At 70.6% G+C, this 18961-nt stretch carries 19 protein-coding genes and 1 pseudogene; 14 read left to right on the top strand and 6 right to left on the bottom strand.

The window, feature by feature from the left end:
* Positions 1 to 66 precede the first annotated feature (66 nt).
* Positions 67 to 1657, bottom strand: a pseudogene (locus tag PV396_RS38310) (ricin-type beta-trefoil lectin domain protein).
* A gap of 199 nt (positions 1658 to 1856) precedes the next feature.
* A complete protein-coding gene (locus PV396_RS38305) occupies positions 1857 to 2777 on the bottom strand; it encodes an RNA polymerase sigma factor SigF (protein ID WP_319212846.1) in 921 nt (306 codons plus the stop codon).
* Positions 2778 to 3076: 299 nt separating this feature from the next.
* Between PV396_RS38305 and PV396_RS38300 the strand changes: the two genes are divergently transcribed.
* The 6 genes from PV396_RS38300 to PV396_RS38275 all read left to right on the top strand — a co-directional run bounded on the left by PV396_RS38300 (position 3077) and on the right by PV396_RS38275 (position 8543).
* Positions 3077 to 3490, top strand: a complete 414-nt coding sequence (locus tag PV396_RS38300) for an STAS domain-containing protein (RefSeq protein ID WP_319212754.1) — start codon at positions 3077 to 3079, stop codon at positions 3488 to 3490.
* A gap of 181 nt (positions 3491 to 3671) precedes the next feature.
* Positions 3672 to 4148, top strand: a complete 477-nt coding sequence (locus PV396_RS38295) for an ATP-binding protein (RefSeq protein ID WP_319212752.1) — start codon at positions 3672 to 3674, stop codon at positions 4146 to 4148.
* A 228-nt stretch (positions 4149 to 4376) separates the two neighbouring features.
* Positions 4377 to 5102, top strand: a complete 726-nt coding sequence (locus tag PV396_RS38290) for an LPXTG cell wall anchor domain-containing protein (protein ID WP_319212750.1) — start codon at positions 4377 to 4379, stop codon at positions 5100 to 5102.
* 41 nt (positions 5103 to 5143) lie between these two features.
* Positions 5144 to 6025, top strand: a complete 882-nt coding sequence (locus PV396_RS38285) for a hypothetical protein (RefSeq protein WP_319212748.1) — start codon at positions 5144 to 5146, stop codon at positions 6023 to 6025.
* A complete protein-coding gene (locus PV396_RS38280; protein ID WP_319212747.1) occupies positions 6025 to 7218 on the top strand; it encodes a hypothetical protein in 1194 nt (397 codons plus the stop codon). Before PV396_RS38285 ends, PV396_RS38280 begins: the two co-directional genes overlap by 1 nt.
* Positions 7215 to 8543 (top strand): hypothetical protein, encoded by a 1329-nt coding sequence (locus PV396_RS38275; RefSeq protein ID WP_319212745.1) that lies wholly within the window; start codon positions 7215 to 7217, stop codon positions 8541 to 8543. The genes PV396_RS38280 and PV396_RS38275 overlap by 4 nt, the downstream gene beginning before the upstream one ends.
* A 128-nt stretch (positions 8544 to 8671) precedes the next feature.
* On the opposite strand, the gene PV396_RS38270 is transcribed toward PV396_RS38275, so the two are convergent.
* Together PV396_RS38270 and PV396_RS38265 are read right to left on the bottom strand one after the other, a co-directional pair.
* Positions 8672 to 8836 (bottom strand): hypothetical protein, encoded by a 165-nt coding sequence (locus PV396_RS38270; protein WP_319212743.1) that lies wholly within the window; start codon positions 8834 to 8836, stop codon positions 8672 to 8674.
* A complete protein-coding gene (locus tag PV396_RS38265; RefSeq protein WP_319212742.1) occupies positions 8833 to 8991 on the bottom strand; it encodes a hypothetical protein in 159 nt (52 codons plus the stop codon). The genes PV396_RS38270 and PV396_RS38265 overlap by 4 nt, the downstream gene beginning before the upstream one ends.
* A gap of 200 nt (positions 8992 to 9191) precedes the next feature.
* On the opposite strand from PV396_RS38265, the gene PV396_RS38260 reads away from it, so the two are divergent.
* Positions 9192 to 9707, top strand: a complete 516-nt coding sequence (locus PV396_RS38260; RefSeq protein ID WP_416071553.1) for a Scr1 family TA system antitoxin-like transcriptional regulator — start codon at positions 9192 to 9194, stop codon at positions 9705 to 9707.
* Between the two features lie 75 nt (positions 9708 to 9782).
* Positions 9783 to 10016: a DUF397 domain-containing protein gene (locus tag PV396_RS38250; protein WP_319212740.1), complete on the top strand. Its 234-nt coding sequence runs from the start codon at positions 9783 to 9785 to the stop codon at positions 10014 to 10016.
* On the opposite strand, the gene PV396_RS38245 is transcribed toward PV396_RS38250, so the two are convergent.
* Complete coding sequence (locus PV396_RS38245) at positions 10009 to 11505, bottom strand: oligopeptide:H+ symporter (protein ID WP_319212739.1); 1497 nt, start codon at positions 11503 to 11505, stop codon at positions 10009 to 10011. The two genes, PV396_RS38250 and PV396_RS38245, sit on opposite strands and share 8 nt — an antisense overlap.
* A gap of 337 nt (positions 11506 to 11842) precedes the next feature.
* Between PV396_RS38245 and PV396_RS38240 the strand changes: the two genes are divergently transcribed.
* Positions 11843 to 12520, top strand: coding sequence for a response regulator transcription factor (locus PV396_RS38240; RefSeq protein ID WP_053745752.1), 678 nt, complete (start codon positions 11843 to 11845; stop codon positions 12518 to 12520).
* A 158-nt stretch (positions 12521 to 12678) separates the two neighbouring features.
* Positions 12679 to 13950: an ATP-binding protein gene (locus PV396_RS38235; RefSeq protein ID WP_319212736.1), complete on the top strand. Its 1272-nt coding sequence runs from the start codon at positions 12679 to 12681 to the stop codon at positions 13948 to 13950.
* Between the two features lie 86 nt (positions 13951 to 14036).
* Here PV396_RS38235 and PV396_RS38230 read toward each other — a convergent pair whose 3' ends face one another.
* Positions 14037 to 14618 (bottom strand): GtrA family protein, encoded by a 582-nt coding sequence (locus PV396_RS38230; protein WP_319212734.1) that lies wholly within the window; start codon positions 14616 to 14618, stop codon positions 14037 to 14039.
* Between the two features lie 144 nt (positions 14619 to 14762).
* On the opposite strand from PV396_RS38230, the gene PV396_RS38225 reads away from it, so the two are divergent.
* The 4 genes from PV396_RS38225 to PV396_RS38210 all read left to right on the top strand — a co-directional run bounded on the left by PV396_RS38225 (position 14763) and on the right by PV396_RS38210 (position 18957).
* Positions 14763 to 15905 carry a 5-(carboxyamino)imidazole ribonucleotide synthase gene (locus tag PV396_RS38225; protein WP_319212732.1) on the top strand — a complete coding sequence of 381 codons (1143 nt, stop codon included), beginning with the start codon at positions 14763 to 14765 and terminating at the stop codon, positions 15903 to 15905.
* A 32-nt stretch (positions 15906 to 15937) separates the two neighbouring features.
* Positions 15938 to 16447, top strand: a complete 510-nt coding sequence (purE, locus tag PV396_RS38220; protein ID WP_319212844.1) for a 5-(carboxyamino)imidazole ribonucleotide mutase — start codon at positions 15938 to 15940, stop codon at positions 16445 to 16447.
* Positions 16448 to 16452: 5 nt separating this feature from the next.
* The gene (locus tag PV396_RS38215; protein ID WP_416071552.1) at positions 16453 to 17634 is read left to right on the top strand and encodes a dipeptidase; all 1182 of its coding nucleotides are present in this window, start codon (positions 16453 to 16455) and stop codon (positions 17632 to 17634) included.
* Positions 17635 to 17784: 150 nt separating this feature from the next.
* Positions 17785 to 18957, top strand: a complete 1173-nt coding sequence (locus tag PV396_RS38210) for a dipeptidase (RefSeq protein ID WP_319212729.1) — start codon at positions 17785 to 17787, stop codon at positions 18955 to 18957.
* Positions 18958 to 18961: the final 4 nt, after the last annotated feature.

Here is an 18961-nt window from a genome sequence, read left to right as displayed (position 1 = left end):
CCGTACTGTCGGTACGGCGGAAGTGAAACGTGTTCTTGACGCGGGAGGTTGGCGGTCACCGACTTTTCAGGTAGCGCCGGCCCGCCACCGCTGCCCCGAACCGCCCGTCAGCGGTACGAGGGCCAGGCCGCCGTCGACGTCCGGGGCGAGGCCCGTCGCGATGGCGATCGCCGGACGGATCACCCCGTCGGGGTCCACGGTGAAGCGCAGGTTGTCCCCGTTGTCGTCGTCGTTCACGGACGCGCACTCCCAGATGCCCACGCCCTTGTCCACGTCACCCCGGCTGTCCAGGCACAGATCGCTGTCGGCGGCCGAGCGCAGAAGCTGCAAGCCCGCGTCCACGCGCCAGCGTTGGGTGGCGGAGGAGGAACAGGGCGCCGTCACGACATCCGTGCCCTTCGCCAGCACACCGCGCCGGATGTCCAGGCAGCGCCCCGAGGCCACGTTCACCACCTGCGCTGTCGCGGCCCCCGGCGCCCGGAAGACGGGCCTGGGCGCGGGTTTTCCCGTGGGGGTCGGCTTCGGAGTCGGAGTCGGGGACGGAGGGACCCGCGGCCGGGAAGTCGACGACGGCGACGGGGTGGGGGACGAGGAAGACGCGGGGGACCGGTCGTCCGTCGGCGAGGAGGGGGCCGGCGCCCCGGGGCCGCTGGGGACCGAGGTGACCGGGAGAGAGCCCGCCGGGTCCTGCTGCTCCGAGCCGTCCCCCGGCGACAGCAGCACGATCAGCAGCGGCACGAGCGTCACGCCCAGCACCGCCGAGGCCAGCACGAACCGCCGCCGGGACGGCCTGGGCGGCGCCCCGGACCAACTGCCCTCCGAGGGCGTGGTGTTGGCCCGGGCGACCGTCGGCGCGTCCCGCGCGTACGCCGGGCCGCTCCACGGCAACAGACCGTCACCCAGCGCCGCGCGCGGGTTGTCAGGCGGAGAGCTCCTGGTAGGCCACCGAGCAGTGCGGACAGATGACCATGTGGGAGTTGAGGTCCGTGCTGTGGCGCGGGTTGACGGGGCGGAGCGACTCCTCGATCAGCCGGCGGAAGTCCTGGCAGCGCGGGTCGTCGGAGGCGGCCAGCCGGAACCGCAGACAGGCTTGCGCGAGGGCCTGGAGCGCCGAGTCCAGCTCGTGCGTCACGTCCTCGCGCGTCAACCCGAGGAGAGCGGCGGTCCGTTCCTCGGACTCGCGCTCCACGATGCCGTACCAGATGAGGCCCTGAGTGCGGGCCGGCAGCGACTGGAACGGGCCCAGCATGGGCGGGGGCGGCCAGCCGCCGCCGGCGGTGTTCAGGACGAGGAGCAGGCTCGGGTCGAGGCCCGCCGCGCGTTCGTCGGCCGCCCATGACGCCGTCAAGTCCGCTGTGGTCAGCAGGAGTTGGTGGCGCCACGGCACACTCGGCTCGTTGCCGCGCGCGGTGTCCCGGGCTGCCGTGGTGAACGCCTGGGTCGCCAGCCGGTCCGCCGCCGAGCCGCTCGCGGTGCACAGCCCGGCGTACGCGAGGACGGACGCGCGGTGACGGGAGCGGAGTTCCTGCAACGCCGGGTACGCGGTGGGGGAGTTGGTGCGCAGTAACTCGGTGAGCCGGGCGTCGGGCGCGCCCGCGTACTCCCCGTACAGCTCGCTGTCGTCGTACACCCCGCTGTGGTCGGTGCCCTGGGACATCCGTCCGCCTCCTCGCACCCCCGGCCCGTCCCCGTCCTGACGTACCAGCCAGTCTGAGGGCGGCGTCGGTGACGCATGGGGCCTTTGGGAAAAGAGGGGAGGGGTTTCCGTAGGTAACCATCAACTGGTGACCAGGTAACCGGAAACCCCTCCCGGGCGGACGTCGTTGCCGGACGCCTCGGCCATCGGCTGTCGGGCCTCAGCCCTCGGCCAACAGGCCCTTGCGCAGCCGCTGCAGGGTGCGCGACAGCAGTCGTGACACATGCATCTGCGAGATGCCCAGCTCCTCGCCGATCTCCGACTGCGTCAGATTGGCGACGAAGCGCAGGGCGAGGATCTGCCGGTCCCTGGGCAGGAGTTCGGCGATCAGCGGCTTCAACGACTCGATGTACTCGATGCCTTCGATGCCGTGGTCCTCGTACCCGATGCGGTCCGCGAGCGCGCCCTCGGAGTCGTCCTCCTCGGGCTGGGCGTCGAGGGAGCTGGCGGTGTACGCGTTCGACGCCGCCATCCCCTCCACGACCTCGTCCTTGGAGAGGTCGAGGCGTTCGGCCAGCTCGGCCACGGTGGGGGCGCGGTCGAGCTGCTGGGCCAGTTCGTCGCCGGCCCTGGCCAGGTCGAGCCGGAGCTCCTGGAGCCGGCGCGGTACCCGGACGGACCACGACGTGTCGCGGAAGAAACGCTTGATCTCACCGACGATGGTCGGCATGGCGAAGGTCGGGAACTCGACGCCGCGGCTCAGTTCGAAGCGGTCGATCGCCTTGATCAGGCCGATGGTGCCGACCTGGATGATGTCCTCCATGGGTTCGCTGCGCGAACGGAAGCGGGAGGCGGCGAACTTGACCAGCGCCAGGTTGAGCTCGACGAGGGTGTTCCGGACGTACGCGTGCTCGTGCGTGCCCTCCTCGAGGGACTCCAGCCGCGCGAAGAGGGTCTTCGACAGGGCCCGGGCGTCGACCGCCCCCACCTCGTCGTACGGAGGGATCTCGGGGAGACCCTCCAAGGGGTCCGGAACGCGTGGGCCCGGGATGTGCTGGTCTGGCTGATGGGAGTCCGTGTGTTCCGGAGGGGGTGTCGACGTCGCCGTCTGGGTATGCGATGCGTCGAGCCGGGGTGACATGGTGTCCTCCATGGTTCTCGGCATAAGGCTGCCGAAGCCGGAGCGTGCGGTGCGGTGTGCGGCGCCTCCAATGCCGGCCGTGTCGGGTGCTTGTCTCGGGCCGGCTCGCTACTGGAACTGGCTCACTACTAGCCCTACCCGTTCTCCCGAGCCCGCCGCAAGTGCGTTCCCTTCCCTTATGTCCATATATGGGCGTTAGTTCAGGTGTCGGAGATTGTGAGGAAGGCGTAGTCTTCGTGGACGTCAGTCGGGCGCCACCGGGCGCTGGAAAGCAGCCACGACCTCGGGAGAGAGACGGCATGGATCGCGGGACGGTCGGCAGCGCACAGTCTGGCCGGCTTCTGGTCGAGGTGCGGAATGAAGGCAAGAGTGCCGTCGTGACGCCGGCGGGTGAGCTTGACCATCACACCGCCGACCTGTTGCGTGAACCGCTCGAGGACTGCCTCGCGAAGGGCCTCGTGCGGCTGGTCGTCGACTGCACGCGCCTGGAGTTCTGTGACTCCACCGGTCTCAATGTGCTGCTCGGCGCCCGCCTGAAGGCGGAGACCGCGGGCGGCGGGGTGCATCTCGCCGGAATGCAGCCGGTGGTCGCGCGGGTGTTCGAAATCACGGGCGCGGACGCCGTTTTCACCGTCCATGACTCCCTCGCGGACGCGCTGGCGGAGGACCCTCCCGCGTCCTCCGGGTCTCCTGGGTCTCCTGAATCGTCCTAGTTGTTTCGGCCGAGACCTGTTGGTCGGCCGGCCGGGCTGTTGAGCGCGCTCTTTTTGGGGGTGTTGTGTCGGTTCCGCCGGGCAGGAGACATCCTGAATATGCACACAAGGACGTGCGTGGGGAACAGTGTTGAATGACGACCGTGTACGTGAACTGGTGAATCGGTGAGGTGAAGCGCTGATGAGCACCACCCGGCCCGACTCGCCGGGCTCTGAGGAGTCCTCCGAGTCCAGCGGCGCTTCCGGGGGTCGCCAGACCCGCAGCCTGAGTTTCGACGGCCGGAGCGGTGTCGTTCCGCTCGCCCGTGACTTCGCCCGGCAGGCGCTGTACGCCTGGGGCTGGCTGCCCGCCGAGACCGCCGACCAGCGGGCCGCCGCCGAGGACGTACTTCTCGTCGTCTCCGAACTCGTCACCAACGCCTGCCTGCACGCCGAGGGGCCGGACGAGATGTGGATCACCTGCGACAACAAGGTGATCCGCGTCGAGGTCTCCGACCGGGGCACCGGCCAGCCCGCCCCGCGCACCCCGCACCGGGCCGGGCGCCCCGGCGGTCACGGCATGTTCATCGTGCAGCGGCTGTGTCTGGACTGGGGTGTCGTGCGGATTCCCGGCGTCGCCGGCAAGAGGGTGTGGGCGGAGCTGGGCGCTCCGGCGTGACGCCCGCCCTCGGGTGCGTTGTCGGGTGCGGGTCCGGTGGGGGTTTCTCGCGCAGTTCCCCGCGCCCCTGAAAAGCAGGGGCTGCGCCCCATGCTTTTCGCTCCCCCTGGACCCGCACCCGGCTACGAACCGAACCCGGCGTGTGCTGTGTCTTCCAACTGTTGGTCCCCCGGCGTACCTTGACGGCCGATCCGCGATCTGATGTGCCGTCAGAAATGGGGGACGACGATGTCGTACCGAACGCACCCGAAACGAAGCGCCGCGCTCGCGTCCGCCGCGGCACTGGCCGGATCGGCGGTGCTGATGGCGGCCCCGGCCGCCCGGGCCGAGATCGTGGACGTCAACTACCGGTGCGATACGCCGATCGGCGTCAAGAGCGCCCTGTCGTCCATCGACATCAAGGCGGTGGAGAGCGGCGGCTCCTACAAGGTCACCATGTCCTGGCAGAAGGGCGTCTCGTCCAGCCCGGTGGAACTGGGCAAGGGCGCGATGAGCCCGAGCGCCACGATCAAGCTGGGCGGCGCCGACAGCGGCACGCTCAGTGTCAGCGGGCCCCCGAACCAGGCCGCGCTCCCCGCGAACACCCCCATAAAGATCAATGACCTGAGCGGTACGTACAAGCCGGCCAAGAACGGCAAGGTCACCTTCACGGCCGGCGTCCTGACGATCAAGGCCGCCGGTACGACCACCACCTGCACACCCACCAACAACCCCAAGCCGTCCCTGACGCTCGACGTCACGGGCGCCTCGGGCGGCGGAGACACCGGCGGTACGGGCGGCACCGGCGGTTCGGATCCCGGGGCCGATCTCCCGCAGACCGGCCCCGAGGACTCGATGATCGCGCTGGGCACGCTCGGCGGGACGGTCCTGCTCGCGGGCGCGGCGGGCGCGCTGTGGCTGACCCGCAGGAACCAGCCGGGGGCGCTACGACGGCAGCCCACGGCACGCCGCTGAGGACGACCGTACGAGACCCGTACGACATCCGGGAGCCGCCGATGCGTGTCCTCTGCCCCAGCCTCAGCACCTGCCTTGTCAGCCTCCTCGGCCTCTTCGCGCTGCTGGTCGCGGGGACCCCGGCGGCAGCCGACGAGGGCTGGTCCGTCGCGCCCCTGGGCGCCGACCGGCCGTACTTCTACGCGGAGGGCACCCCCGGAACGGTTCTCGAGGACACGCTCTCCGTCCGCAACCCGACGACCCGGCCCCTCGACGTGCGCCTCACCGGCAGCGGTTGGCTCACCCTCGCCGCCCCCGGGGTCGACGTCCCGGCGCGCACCCGCGCCGACGTGCCCTTCACGGTACGCATCCCCGAGGGCACGCCTCCCGGCGACCGCACCGCCACGATCAGCGCCCGCGCCTCGGGCCGGACCGAGACGGTACGTGTCCGACTCCGGGTCGGGGGACCCCGGTTGCCGGCGCTGACCGTCGAGCACGTGCGGGTGCGCGGTGACCGCATCGCGTACGAGCTGGTCAACCGCGGCACCACCGACCTGACCCCGACGCTCGCCGTCCACGCGGACGGCCTCCTCGGCCCCCGCCTCGACCGGCCGCCGCGCACCCTGCCCGTACGCCTGCCCCCGGGCCGGCGCCTGGCCCTCACCGAACCCTGGTCCGGGCGCCCGGCGTTCGACGCGGTGGACGTACGGCTGACGGTCACGGCGGCGGACGGGACGGTACGCGACGAGGCGGGCACGTCGGTGCGGTTCGTGCCGTGGGGCGGGGTGACGGGGGCCGTGGCGGCGTTGTCGGCGGGCGCGGCCCTCCTGGGCGTACGACGGCTGAGGCGACGTGAGCGACGGGAACGACATGAGGAACCGCCGTGCGTGCGCGCGGAGTTGACGACGGGGTCGGACGAGCGGCTGACGGGGGCGATGACGTGATGCGGCGGATTACCGCACTGATCGCGGCACTGGTGACCGCTCTCCTGATGCTGCCGACGGCCGCCGCGACCGCGGCCGAGGGGCCGACCGTCCAGGTGTCCGCGGCCGAGGCGGGGACCGGGAGTTCGGTCGTCGTGACGGGGACCGGATGGCAGCCGAAGGTGCTGCTGATGATGCTGATCTGCGGCAGGGCGGAACCGTCCCGGGGCGTGATCGGCGGCACCAACTCCTGTGCCAACGCGGACGCGAGAGCCGTCACGACGGACACGACGGGCCACTTCAGCAAGAGCCTGCCGGTGGTCGACCCGCCGGTGCCGTGCCCCTGCGTGGTGCATGTGACGACGGTGACCGGAGCCTCGCAGGCGGTCGCCGACGCGGTGTTCAAGGTGGCGGGCCACCCGGTCGAACCCCTGCCCAGGCAGGTCGGGTCGGGCCGTCTCTCGGTCCTCACGGACCCACGGCTCGACGGTTCGAGCGGCGTGCTGACCTGGTTCGGGGCGCCGCCCGCGCGCACCCTCGCGATCACCGTCGGCAACCTCGGGACGGCCGCCGTCAAGGACCCGGTGTTCCAGATCGGCACCGCCCACGGGGTGTTCGCCCCGCAGTGGGAGGAGCAGCAGTGGCGCGGCACCATCCAGCCGGGCGGCAAGGCACGCGTCGAGCTGCCGTTCGAACTGGCGAGCGGGGCGCACGGCGACTACACGGTCTCGCTCAAGTACGGCGGCAAGGTGCTCGTGGAGCAGCCGTGGGGCGTGGGCAGGCCATGGGGCGTGACCCTGTTCTGGGTCCTGGCCGCGGTCGTCGTACCGGCGGCGGTGTTCCGCGTCGGCATGGCGGTGGTGGACCGGGTACGGCCACGCGGACCGGGCGGGCAGCAGACGGCGGGGCGGCCCGGCTGGGCGTCGCGGAAGCCCGAACTGACGTTGCGCATGCCCCGGTTGGGCACGCGGGCAGACCATGACCGGCGCCGGCCGGCGACCGCCGCCGCCTCGACCCTGCCCTGGTTCACCCCGGACGCCGACCCCGGCACGACGACCACCATCACGGTCACCGTCACGGACCCGGAGACAGCCCCGGAGACGGAGACAGCCACAACTACCGACACAGCCACAGATACCGACGCAGCCACAGCGACAAGCGCAGGCGCGGGCGCTCCGACGACCGACACGACGAAGACGAAGGGGAACACGTGAGAACCCAACGGAGACGGAGCGGGAGTGCGGCAGGGGCCCTGTTGCTGCTCGGCGGAGCGGGCGGTGTCCTGCTGGGCGTGGCCGCGGCGGGGCCCGCCCAGGCGGCCGAGGTGTCGTACGCGACCAGGTGCGTGCCGCCGCCGGCCGCCGGCCTGCCGCCCGTCAACGGCACGACCAAGGTGCAGATCAACGCGTCGGCGACGGCCAAGGTGGGTGACGAGGTGGAGGTGGTCTGGAAGTTCACGCAGGCCGCGTCCAAGAACCCGGACCTGATCGACCTTCCCGCCGACTCGGTTCAGCCGAGCGGGGTGTTGAAGGCGGGCGGCGCGCAGAGCGCCGACATCGCGATGGTCGGACCCCGCCAGAACCCGGCGATCCCCAAGGGCGGGGCGATGGTCCTGTCCGACATGAAGGGCAAGGTGAAACTGACGGCGGCGGGAGACGTGACGCTGACGCCGGACGCCTACACGATCAACGCCTTCGGGACGGACACGAAGTGCACGCCGACCCAGCCGGTGCAGCCGTCGGTGACGATCAAGGTGACGGCGGGCGGAGGCGGTTCGCAGTCACCCACACCGTCCGGCTCCCCGACCCCGACCCCGAGCCCCACGCCGACGCCGCCCTCGACTCCGACTGACACCCCGAGCCCGACACCGTCACCGACGGCCACGCCGAGCCCCTCGGACACAGCGAGCGACGACGGCCAGACGGACTTCACCGGCAAGGAGGTGAAGATCCCCTACAAGTGCGTGACGCCCCTCGGCCCCAAGGACGTGACGAACCCCATCCAGATCAACGCGAAGAAGAACAGCGGCAGTTACGACCTCACCGTCCAGTTCAAGGGCTCGGTGATGAACAGCCCGGCCGACCTCCCGGCGAACGTGGTGAAGCCGTCCATGGAGGTCGTCATCGGCGGGTCCGACAAGGGAACCGTCCATGTCGAGGGCCCGACCAACGCGGCGCCGATCAAGACGGGCGACGCGATGACGATCCCCGACATGAAGGGCACCTACAAGCCGGGCGCGACCGGTGAATCGACCCTGTCGCCGGGCGTGTTGACGGTGAAGGCCGTCGGGACGACGACCACCTGCACCCCGTCCCCGACCGCGGTCTCCCTGACCCTGAACACCGAGGAACAGGCCAGCGGCGCGTCGGGCGGCTCGTCGACCACGACGTCCGGCGGTACGTCGACCAGCGGCGGCCTCGCCAACACGGGCGCCGAGAACGACGGCGCCCTGAAGGCGCTGGGGCTGGTGGCCGGAACGGTGATCCTGGCGGGCGTGGCGGTGTTCACGTTCATGCCCGGGCGCCGACGCCTGCGCTGACCCGCTGAACGACGACCCTGGGACCCCGCTCCGGAAACGTATCTCCGGGCGGGGTCCCGCGCTGCTCCCGAGCTGTTCACAGGGGGGCGTCCAGCAGATGGGCCCGGAGCCGCACGTTCGCGTCGCTGTCACGACGTACGCCCCCGGCCGTGTCCCTCGTGCTCCCTCAACTCCCGCTCGCAGTCGCCGGCTTCGCCCGTACGGCCGGCCGCCCGTGCCGCGTCCCGCTGGACGGTCAGTGCCTCGCACACATCACAGGGCGGTGCGTCCGCCCCGCCGGGGACCGTCGTCACGACGCCCACCGTGCGAGTGCCGCTTCCAGCGTGCGCAGGACCTCGGGGGTGGGCGCCGCCCAGGAGCCGGAAGGGGTCCAGGAGGGGGTGCGGACGGCGCGGGGGGTGAGGGTGGGGTTGCGACGGGGGAGGCGCGGGAGGGAGTTCGTCGTCATGGGGTCACTCCTCGGGTGGCGGTTCCGGCGATGCCTGTGCTGTGTGCAGTCGCCAAATTACTGTGCGTGTTCAGATGCATGACGAGCATGCCGGGTAAATGGGGCGAAACGTCGCGGACAGGGCCGTAGGCCCACGTTCGGCGGGGCTTAATTCCACTACGTCCTACGGCTACCCACAGTTACCGCAGGAGAGGAACGAGATGTCGCAACGACGCACCGTGACGAGCCTCAGTCGGCGGCCACGCGCCCGGTTCGCCGAGGAGCTGAAGGCGTTGCGGGAGGCGCACGGGGACAGTCTGCGGCAGCTCGGCGAGCGGGTGGGCTGGGACTTCTCGCTCTTCGGCAAGATGGAGAACGGCCACACGCTGGGCAGCGCCGAGGTGGTGCGGGCGCTCGACCAGTACTTCGGTACTGGCAGGCTTCTGGTGATGTTGTGGGAACTGGCGCTGGCGGACAAGAGCGAGTTCAAGGAGCAGTACCGCGCGTACATGGAGTTCGAGGCGGAGGCGCTCAGTCTGTGGCACTTCGGTCTGAGCAGCATTCCGGGTCTGCTGCAGACCCGGGGGTACGCGACCGAGGTGCTGGCGGCGGGGGGCAACCGGGGCGAGGAGCTGATCCGGCAGGTCGAGGCGCGCGCCGAGCGTGGAGTGATGTTTTGCTGGCGCGGGACGCGCCGCGATTCCGCACGATCCTGTTCGAGTCCGCGCTGCGGCTGATGCTGCGTGACCAGAAGGCGTGGGCGGATCAGTTGGAGCACCTCGTGTCCATGTCCGGGCGCCCCGAATGTCACGGTGCAGGTACTGCCGTTCAGCGCGGGGCCGTTCGGTTTGAGCAACACCGACGGCGGCGAGTGCGTCGAGGTCTGCGACACCCTCCACGCGCCCGCAGTCCGCGACTCCAAGACCCCCGACGCCCCCGCCCTCGTGCTCAGGGCAGCCGCCTGGTCCTCCTTCGTCACCGCCGTCCGCCAGGACGAACTCCCCGCCTGCCGGCCACGCAACCGGCGCACGGGAAGCGTCAGTTGACGCTCCCCATCAGTGCCTTCACCCTGCTCCGGTACGCCCACACCGCCACGCCCGCCGCAACCGCGAGGACCGCCTCCAGCGCCACCACGCCCATCCGGTCGAGGTTGACGCCCGCGACGGAGAGCAGGCCGGTCGTCGCGTCCCCCGCCGTGACGGCCAGGAACCAGACGCCCATCATCTGGGAGGCGTACTTCGCGGGAGCCATCTTGGTCGTGACCGACAGTCCGACCGGCGAGAGGGTCAGTTCGCCGACCGTCTGGACGAAGTAGATCGCCACGATCCACATCGCCGCCGCCTTGTGGCCGTCCCCGGCGATCGACAGCGGGGCCAGGAAGAGGAAGAACGAGACGCCGACCAGGACCAGGCCCGAGGCGAACTTCACGATCGTGCTCGGTTCGCTGCCGCGCCGGTTCAGCGCCAGCCAGAACCAGGCGAAGACCGGGGCCAGCGCCATGATCAGCACGGGGTTCACCGACTGGTACCAGGAGACCGGGAACTCCCAGCCGAGGACGCTGTTCTCCGCGTTCTGGTCGGCGAAGATCGACAGGGTCGTGGCGCCCTGGTCGTAGATCATCCAGAAGACGGCCGCAGCGACGAAGAACCAGATGTACGCCGACATCGACGACTGCTCGGACGCGCTGAGCTCCTTGTCACGCCTGATCCGCGCCAGCACGACCACCGGAACGATCAGGCCGAGCAGGATCAGCGGAACCATGACCCAGTTCAGCGTGTAGTGGCCCGAGAGGCCGACCAGCGCGTAGAAGACGGCCGCGACGCCCGCCCAGATCGCCGCCTTGCGCAGGGTCGCAGACTTCTCGGCGGCGGACAGCGGGGTCGGGACGACGCTGGAACGCGCGTCCAGGTGCCGGCTGCCCAGCAGGAACTGGGCGAGGCCGAGCGCCATGCCGAGCGCGGCGAGGGCGAAGCCGAGATGCCAGTTGACCTTCTCGCCGATCGTGCCGATCACCAGCGGCGCGGCGAACGCGCCGAGGTTGATGCCCATGTAGAAGACGGTGAAGCCGCCGTCGCGGCGCGGGTCGTCCGGGCCGTCGTACAGATGGCCGACCATGGTGGAGATGTTGGCCTTCAGCAGGCCCGAGCCGATCGCCACGAGGCCGAGGCCGGCGTAGAAGGTGCCCGCCGTCGGCAGGGCCAGCGTCAGATGGCCGAGCATGATGATGCCGCCGGCCACGGCGACGGTCCTGCGCGGGCCCCAGACGCGGTCGCCGAACCAGCCGCCCGGCAGGGCGAGCAGGTACACGAGCGAGACGTAGACGGAACCGATCGCGGTCGCGGCCGTCGCACTGAGGTGGAGCCCGCTCGGCGCTATCAGGTACAGCGGGAGCAGGGCCCGCATGCCGTAGTAGGAGAACCTCTCCCACATCTCGGTCATGAAGAGGGTGGCCAGTCCACGGGGGTGGCCGAAGAAGGACCGTGGGGAACCGGGGGTACCCGGTGTCAGGGATTCCTTCGTCAGGCTGGACGCCATGAGTCGTTCCTTGCTGGTCGGGACTCACAAAAAAGACCTTCGGCAGAAATCTCGCCAAAGGTCCCCGGGTGCCGTTAAGAGCGTCCTTTCACCATACGACAGGTAACAGTCGTAAATGGAAGGACTTGAGAGGTGAATCACAGGTGACATGTCATTTTAAGCCACTTATTCGAAGGTGAGAGGCGAGGTGTCCTCGCAGAGGCACAGGTTCGGGTGGTGATGCGAGGCGGGCGCCGTACCGGCCGTCACGGGTGCCCTCGTCCTGGTGTCCAAAGGTAAGAATCAAGAACGCCTGGTCACACCACAGGCGGTGTCCAGAGCGGTTTACCATCAGGTCATGACCCGTGTACTGCTCGCTGAGGACGACGCGTCCATCTCGGAGCCGCTGGCCCGCGCACTGCGCCGGGAAGGTTACGAGGTCGAGGTGCGCGAGGACGGACCGACCGCGCTCGACGCCGGTATCCAGGGCGGTATCGACCTGGTCGTGCTCGACCTCGGACTGCCCGGCATGGACGGCCTCGAAGTGGCCCGTCGGCTGCGTGCCGAGGGCCTGACCGTGCCGATCCTCATCCTGACCGCGCGCGCCGACGAGGTGGACACCGTCGTCGGTCTCGACGCGGGCGCCGACGACTACGTCACCAAGCCCTTCCGGCTCGCCGAACTGCTCGCCCGTGTCCGGGCCCTGCTCCGGCGCGGCGCCGCCGAGCCGCAGCAGCCGCCCGCCACGCACGGTGTGCGCATCGACGTCGAGTCGCACCGGGCGTGGATGGGCGACGAGGAACTCCAGCTCACGGCCAAGGAGTTCGACCTGCTGCGGGTGCTGGTGCGCGACGCGGGGCGGGTGGTGACGCGCGACCAGCTGATGCGGGAGGTGTGGGACACGACGTGGTGGTCTTCGACCAAGACGCTCGACATGCACATCTCCTGGCTGCGTAAGAAGCTGGGCGACGATGCGGCGAACCCGCGGTACATCGCCACGGTCCGGGGTGTGGGTTTCCGGTTCGAAAAGAGTTAGCTCGACCACGCGCGTAACGTCCGGGGGGCTTGTGCGGTGTGCGCGGCTGCCGGCCGGTGGGGGCTGGTCGCGCAGTTCCCCGCGCCCCTGAGAGCGCCCCTGCGGGGCGCCCAGGAGCGGGCACGCTCGTCGTTTTTCAGTCTCCGCCCGGAGGGGCCGTGCGTCGTCGTCTTATTCAGTCCACGCTTGCTGTGGTGCTCGTCGTGATCGCCGTGTTCGGGGTGTCGCTCGTCATCGTCGAGACGCGGACGATCAGTAGCAGCGCCCAGGAACGGGTGGACTCCGAGGCCGTGCGGCTGGCCAGCATCGTGGACAGTCGCATCCTCGGCGACGAGCAGATCAACTCCAAGGTCCTCAGGGGACTCGTCACCGGCGACCGGTACGCCGTCGTGCGTATCCCCGGCCGCCCGCCGATCGAGGTCGGGGACCAGCCCGTCGGTGATGTCATCTCCGCCGAGGAGGACGGCGAGGAGGGCGAGACCGTCCGGGTCGAGGAACCCCGGTCCTCCGTGACCCGCGAGGTCGGCCGCACCCTGCTGATCATCGGCGCCGTCGCACTGCTCGCCGTCATCGCCGCCGTCCTGCTCGCCGTACGGCAGGCGAACCGGCTCGCCTCGCCGCTCACCGACCTCGCCGAGACCGCCGAACGCCTCGGCTCGGGCGACCCGCGCCCCCGGCACAAGCGGTACGGCGTGCCGGAGCTCGACCGGGTCGCGGATGTGCTGGACAGCTCGGCGGAACGTATCGCCCGGATGCTCACCGCCGAACGCCGGCTGGCGGCGGACGCCTCCCACCAGCTGCGTACGCCCCTCACCGCCCTCTCCATGCGCCTCGAGGAGATCACCCTCACCGACGACCCGGACACGGTGAAGGAGGAGGCCACGATCGCGCTCACGCAGGTCGAACGGCTCACGGACGTCGTGGAGCGGCTCCTCACCAACGCGCGCGATCCGCGCACCGGCTCCGCCGTCTCCTTCGACCTCGACGAGGTCATCCAGCAGCAGCTCGCCGAGTGGCGTCCCGCCTACCGCAGCGCGGGCCGGGCCATTGTCAGCTCCGGCAAGCGGCATCTGCAGGCCGTCGGCACGCCGGGCGCGGTCGCCCAGGTGCTGGCCGCGCTGATCGAGAACTCGCTCATGCACGGCGGCGGCACGGTCGCCCTGCGCACCCGCGTCATCGGCAACCAGGCCGTGATCGAGGTCACGGACGAGGGGCCCGGTGTCCCGGCCGACCTCGGCGCCCGGATCTTCGAGCGGGCGATCAGCGGCCGCAACTCCACGGGCATCGGCCTCGCCGTCGCCCGCGACCTCGCGGAGGCCGACGCGGGCCGTCTGGAGCTGCTCCAGCAGCAGCCGCCGGTCTTCGGCCTGTTCCTGTCCCGCAACCCCCTGAAGAAGCCGCAGGAGGACGAGGAGCGGACAGTCCGGTAGGCGCCCTCACAGGGGCGCGGGGCTGTATCGATATGCGGCTCCGCCGCGTGGGCGCGACAAGCCACGACGGTGCCGCACCGGACCGCTCAACCCACCCGCTGACGCTGGTTCCGGCGCCCAGGAATCGTCCCACCCTCGGGGAGCTCCTCGAGGAACGATTCGGCGCTGGCGACCGCCTCACGCGCCGGAAGCGTACGGAACACCCAGGTGCGGTACGACCAGAAGCGGAACAGGGTCGCGACGCCGATCCCGACGAACTTGAAGACGTTGCTCTGCAGTGGGCTGTCCAGGCCGAAGCCATACGTCGCCGCGTACAGCACGCCGTTCTCGATGACCAGTCCGACCGCGCTGAACAGCAGGAACAGCGTCAGTTCCTTCGTACGGCCGCTCTTGTCGCGGTCCCGGTAGGTGAAGTAGCGGAAGCCGATGTAGTTCGAGCAGATCGCCACGACCGTGGCGGTCACACTGGCGCGGACCACCGGGAGGTCGGTCGTGCCGCGCACCAGGTTGAACACGAGCAGGTTGACGAGAAGCCCGGCCGTGCCCACCGCCCCGAACTTCGCCACCTCGGCCGCGAACTGGTCGAATCGTCGGCGTACGGCGCTCTTGGGCCGGGTATGAAGCCCGTCGGAACCGCCTGTGGAACCACGTTTGGAACCAAGTTCCATGGTCTGTCGGCCCCCGTCTGTGGGATCGCAGTGTGGGATTTCGTCAACCCAGCCATGCTAACCACCCCCTCCCGGGGATGCCTGTGCGCATCGGGTCACAGGCGTGTAATCGGGCCGCGATGGCCGGGCCGATACTCTTGGAGGGTGACGTTCCCGGTAGTCGGCATGGTCGGCGGGGGTCAGCTCGCTCGTATGACACACGAGGCGGGCATCCCGCTCGGCATCAGATTCAAGCTCCTCAGTGACACCCCGCAGGATTCCGCGGCCCAGGTCGTCGGTGATGTCGTCGTCGGCGACTACCGCGATCTGGAGACGCTGCGCGCGTTCGCGCAGGGGTGCGATGTGATCACTTTCGATCACGAACACGTCCCGACCGAGCACCTTCGGGCCCTGGAGGCGGACGGCATCCCCGTCCGCCCCGGCCCCGACGCGCTCGTGCACGCCCAGGACAAGGGGGTGATGCGCGCGAAGCTCGACGAGATCGGGGTGCCGTGCCCACGGCACCGGCTCGTGACGGACCCCGCCGACGTCGTCGCCTTCGCGGCCGAGAGTGGGGGAGGCTTCCCGGTCGTCCTCAAGACGGTCCGCGGCGGGTACGACGGCAAGGGCGTGTGGGTGGTCCGCTCCGAGGCGGAGGCCGCCGACCCCTTCCGGGCCGGCGTCCCGGTCCTGGCCGAGGAGAAGGTCGACTTCGTACGGGAACTGGCGGCGAACGTCGTCCGCTCCCCGCACGGCCAGGCCGTCGCGTACCCGGTCGTCGAGTCGCAGCAGGTCGACGGCGTGTGCGACACCGTCATCGCGCCGGCGCCCGGCATCGCGGAGGAGCTCGCCCTCCAGGCCACGGAACTGGCCCTGCGCATCGCCAAGGAACTCGACGTGGTCGGCCACCTCGCCGTCGAACTGTTCGAGACCCGCGACGGACGCATCCTCGTCAACGAACTCGCGATGCGTCCGCACAACTCGGGCCACTGGACCCAGGACGGCGCGATCACCAGCCAGTTCGCCAACCACGTCCGAGCCGTCCTCGACCTCCCGCTCGGCGACCCGCGCCCCCGCGCCCCATGGACGGTCATGGTCAACGTCCTGGGCGGCGACTACCCCGACATGTACTCCGCGTACCTGCACTGCATGGCCCGCGACCCCCAGCTGAAGATCCACATGTACGGCAAGGACGTGAAGCCCGGCCGCAAGGTGGGCCACGTCAACACCTACGGCGACGACCTCGACGACGTGCTGGAGCGCGCCCGTCACGCAGCCGGCTATCTGAGAGGCACGATCACCGAATGAGTTCCGTCGCAGGCCCCGTCGTGGGCATCGTCATGGGTTCGGACTCCGACTGGCCCGTCATGGAGGCCGCCGCCCAGGCCCTGGACGAGTTCGAGATCGAGTACGAGGTCGACGTTCTCTCCGCGCACCGCATGCCGCGCGAGATGATCACGTACGGCGAGCAGGCCGCCGAGCGCGGTCTGAAGGCGATCATCGCGGGCGCCGGCGGCGCGGCCCATCTGCCCGGCATGCTGGCGTCGGTGACCCCGCTCCCGGTGATCGGCGTCCCGGTCCCCCTCAAGTACCTCGACGGCATGGACTCGCTGCTGTCGATCGTCCAGATGCCCGCCGGTGTCCCGGTCGCCACCGTCTCGGTCGGCGGCGCGCGCAACGCGGGCCTGCTGGCGGCCCGCATCCTCGCCTCGCACGACGAGGAACTCCTCGGCCGGATGCGGGAGTTCCAGCAGGACCTGAACGACCAGGCCACCGAGAAGGGCAAGCGGCTGCGCGCCAAGGTCGAGAGCGGCGCGGGCGGCGGCAACGGATTCGGCTTCGGGAAGTGACGTCCGTGAGCTCCCTCGAGGAAGCCCGGGCACTGCTGCGCGAGTTCCCGGTCGTCGACGGCCACAACGACCTCCCGTGGGCGCTGCGCGAACAGGTCCGCTACGACCTCGACGCCCGCGACATCGCCACCGACCAGCACACTCACCTGCACACCGACATTCCCCGCCTGCGCGCGGGCGGTGTCGGCGCGCAGTACTGGTCGGTGTACGTCCGCTCGGACCTCCCGGACGCGGTGCCGGCGACCCTCGAACAGATCGACTGCGTACGCCAGTTGATCGCGCGGTACGGGGACGACCTGCGGCCCGCTCTCACGGCCGCCGACATGGAGGCGGGCCGGCGTGAAGGCCGTATCGCCTCCCTGATGGGCGCCGAGGGCGGTCACTCGATCGCAAACTCCCTGGGCACCCTGCGGGGCTTGTACGCGCTGGGCGTGCGCTACATGACCCTCACCCACAACGACAACGTGGCATGGGCGGACTCGGCGACGGACGAGCCCGGAGTCGGCGGTCTCTCGGAGTTCGGCCGCGAGGTGGTCCGGGAGATGAACCGCCTCGGCATGCTGGTCGACCTCTCGCACGTGGCGGCGACGACGATGCGGCACGCCCTGGACACGTCCGTCGCGCCGGTGATCTTCTCCCACTCCTCCTCGCGCGCGGTGTGCGACCACCCGCGCAACATCCCCGACGACGTCCTCGAACGCCTGCCCGGCAACGGCGGCATGGCGATGGTGACCTTCGTGCCGAAGTTCGTCCTCCAGGCCGCCGTCGACTGGACGGCCGCCGCGGACGACAACATGCGCGTCCACGGCTTCCACCCCCTCGCCACGACCCCCGAGGCGATGAAGATCCACCGGGCCTTCGAGGAGTCGAACCCGCGTCCGGTCGCCACGGTCCCGACGGTCGCCGACCATCTGGACCACATGCGGGAGGTGGCCGGAATCGACCACCTGGGCATCGGCGGCGACTACGACGGCACGGCATTCACCCCCGACGGCCTCGGAGACGTCTCCACCTACCCGAACCTGATCGCGGAACTCCTGGACCGGCGCTGGTCGAGGGACGACCTCGCCAAGCTGACCTGGGGCAACGCGGTACGGGTGCTGGGGGCGGCGGAGGACGTGGCGCGCGAGGTTCAGGAGAGGCGTGGGGCCTCGAACGCCATGCTGGAGGAGCTGGACCTGACGTAAGGCCTGACGTAAGGCCTGAGGTAAGGCCTCAGGTAGGGGGGCGTGTGGGGCGTACCCCCGAACGCCCCACCCACCAGGAAGCCCCCGCGCCCCCGTGCGACGGTGACCGTATTGCGATCACGAGGTAGATCACGACGTACGGAGCCCGCCATGGCCGACCTGCAGGACGAACTGCACACCACAGCCGAGGTCGGGGAACTCGACCCGCCGGCCCCACCGCCCGTCTCCTCGCCGGACCCCGACGGCCATCCCGACAGCCATCCCGACGACCACGGCACGCCGGAGCCCGACCTCACCCCGCTCTCCGACCCCGACGCCGCACCCCTCGACCGCGCCCACGCCATCCTCGCCGCGCACCCCGTCGCCGACGGCTACAGCGGGCTGCCCTGGGCGCTGCGGCACCTGCCCTGGTACGACCTGGAGCTCGGGGAGAGCACTGTCGACACCGATGTGCCCCGGATGCGGCGCGGCCACGTGGGCGCGCTGTTCTGGGCGCTGCACCTGCCGGACGGGCTCACCGGTGACCGGGCCGTCGGCGCCACCCTGGAGCAGCTCGACCTGGTGAAGACCGTGGCCCGGAGCCACCCCGAGGGACTGCGTCTCGCGGGCACCGCGGGACAGGTCACCGACGCCCGCAACTGCGGACGTATCGCCGTCGTCCTCGGGCCCGCCGCGGCCGCCGCGCTCGACGACTCGCTGGCCATCCTGCGCGTCCTGCACTCACTGGGCCTGCGCGTCCTCACCCTGGCCGGGACGTCCTGGGCGAGCGAGGCGGGGCTGACCCGGTTCGGCGAGGAGGTGGTCCGGGAGATGAACCGTCTCGGCGTGCTGGCCGACCTCTCGGGCGCGTCCCCGGCCACCGTCCACCGCGCCGCCACGATCTCCAAGGCCCCGGTCCTGTGCACCCGCTCCGCGGCCCGCGCCCTGCGCCCCCACCCCGCCAACCTCCCCGACGAGACGCTCGCCCAGCTGGGCGAGGCCCGAGGCCTGTGCCTGGTCCCGCTGACGGCCGAGCAGACGGGGCCGTCCGTCCGTGACGTCGCCGACCATCTCGACCACGTCCGTGCGGTCGCGGGCCCGGAGTGCGTCGGCCTCTCCGGCACCTACGACTCCGGCAGCGCCCACCCGCAGGAACTCGGCGACGCCTCCTGCTACCCGAACCTGATCGCGGAACTCCTGCGCCGCGGCTGGACCGAACCCGACCTCACCCTGCTCACCTGGGGAAACGTCCAGCGTGTGCTGCGCAGCGCCGACTTCACGGCCAAGGCGGCCCAGCAGCGCAGGGAGCCGTCGACGGCACGGATCGCGGAACTGGACGGCTGATCAC

This window comes from Streptomyces sp. ME02-8801-2C, from assembly GCF_033793965.1.
GTDB lineage: Bacteria > Actinomycetota > Actinomycetes > Streptomycetales > Streptomycetaceae > Streptomyces.
Note: the sequence above shows the minus strand (reverse complement) of the source record. Positions and strands in the feature narration are given on the sequence as shown.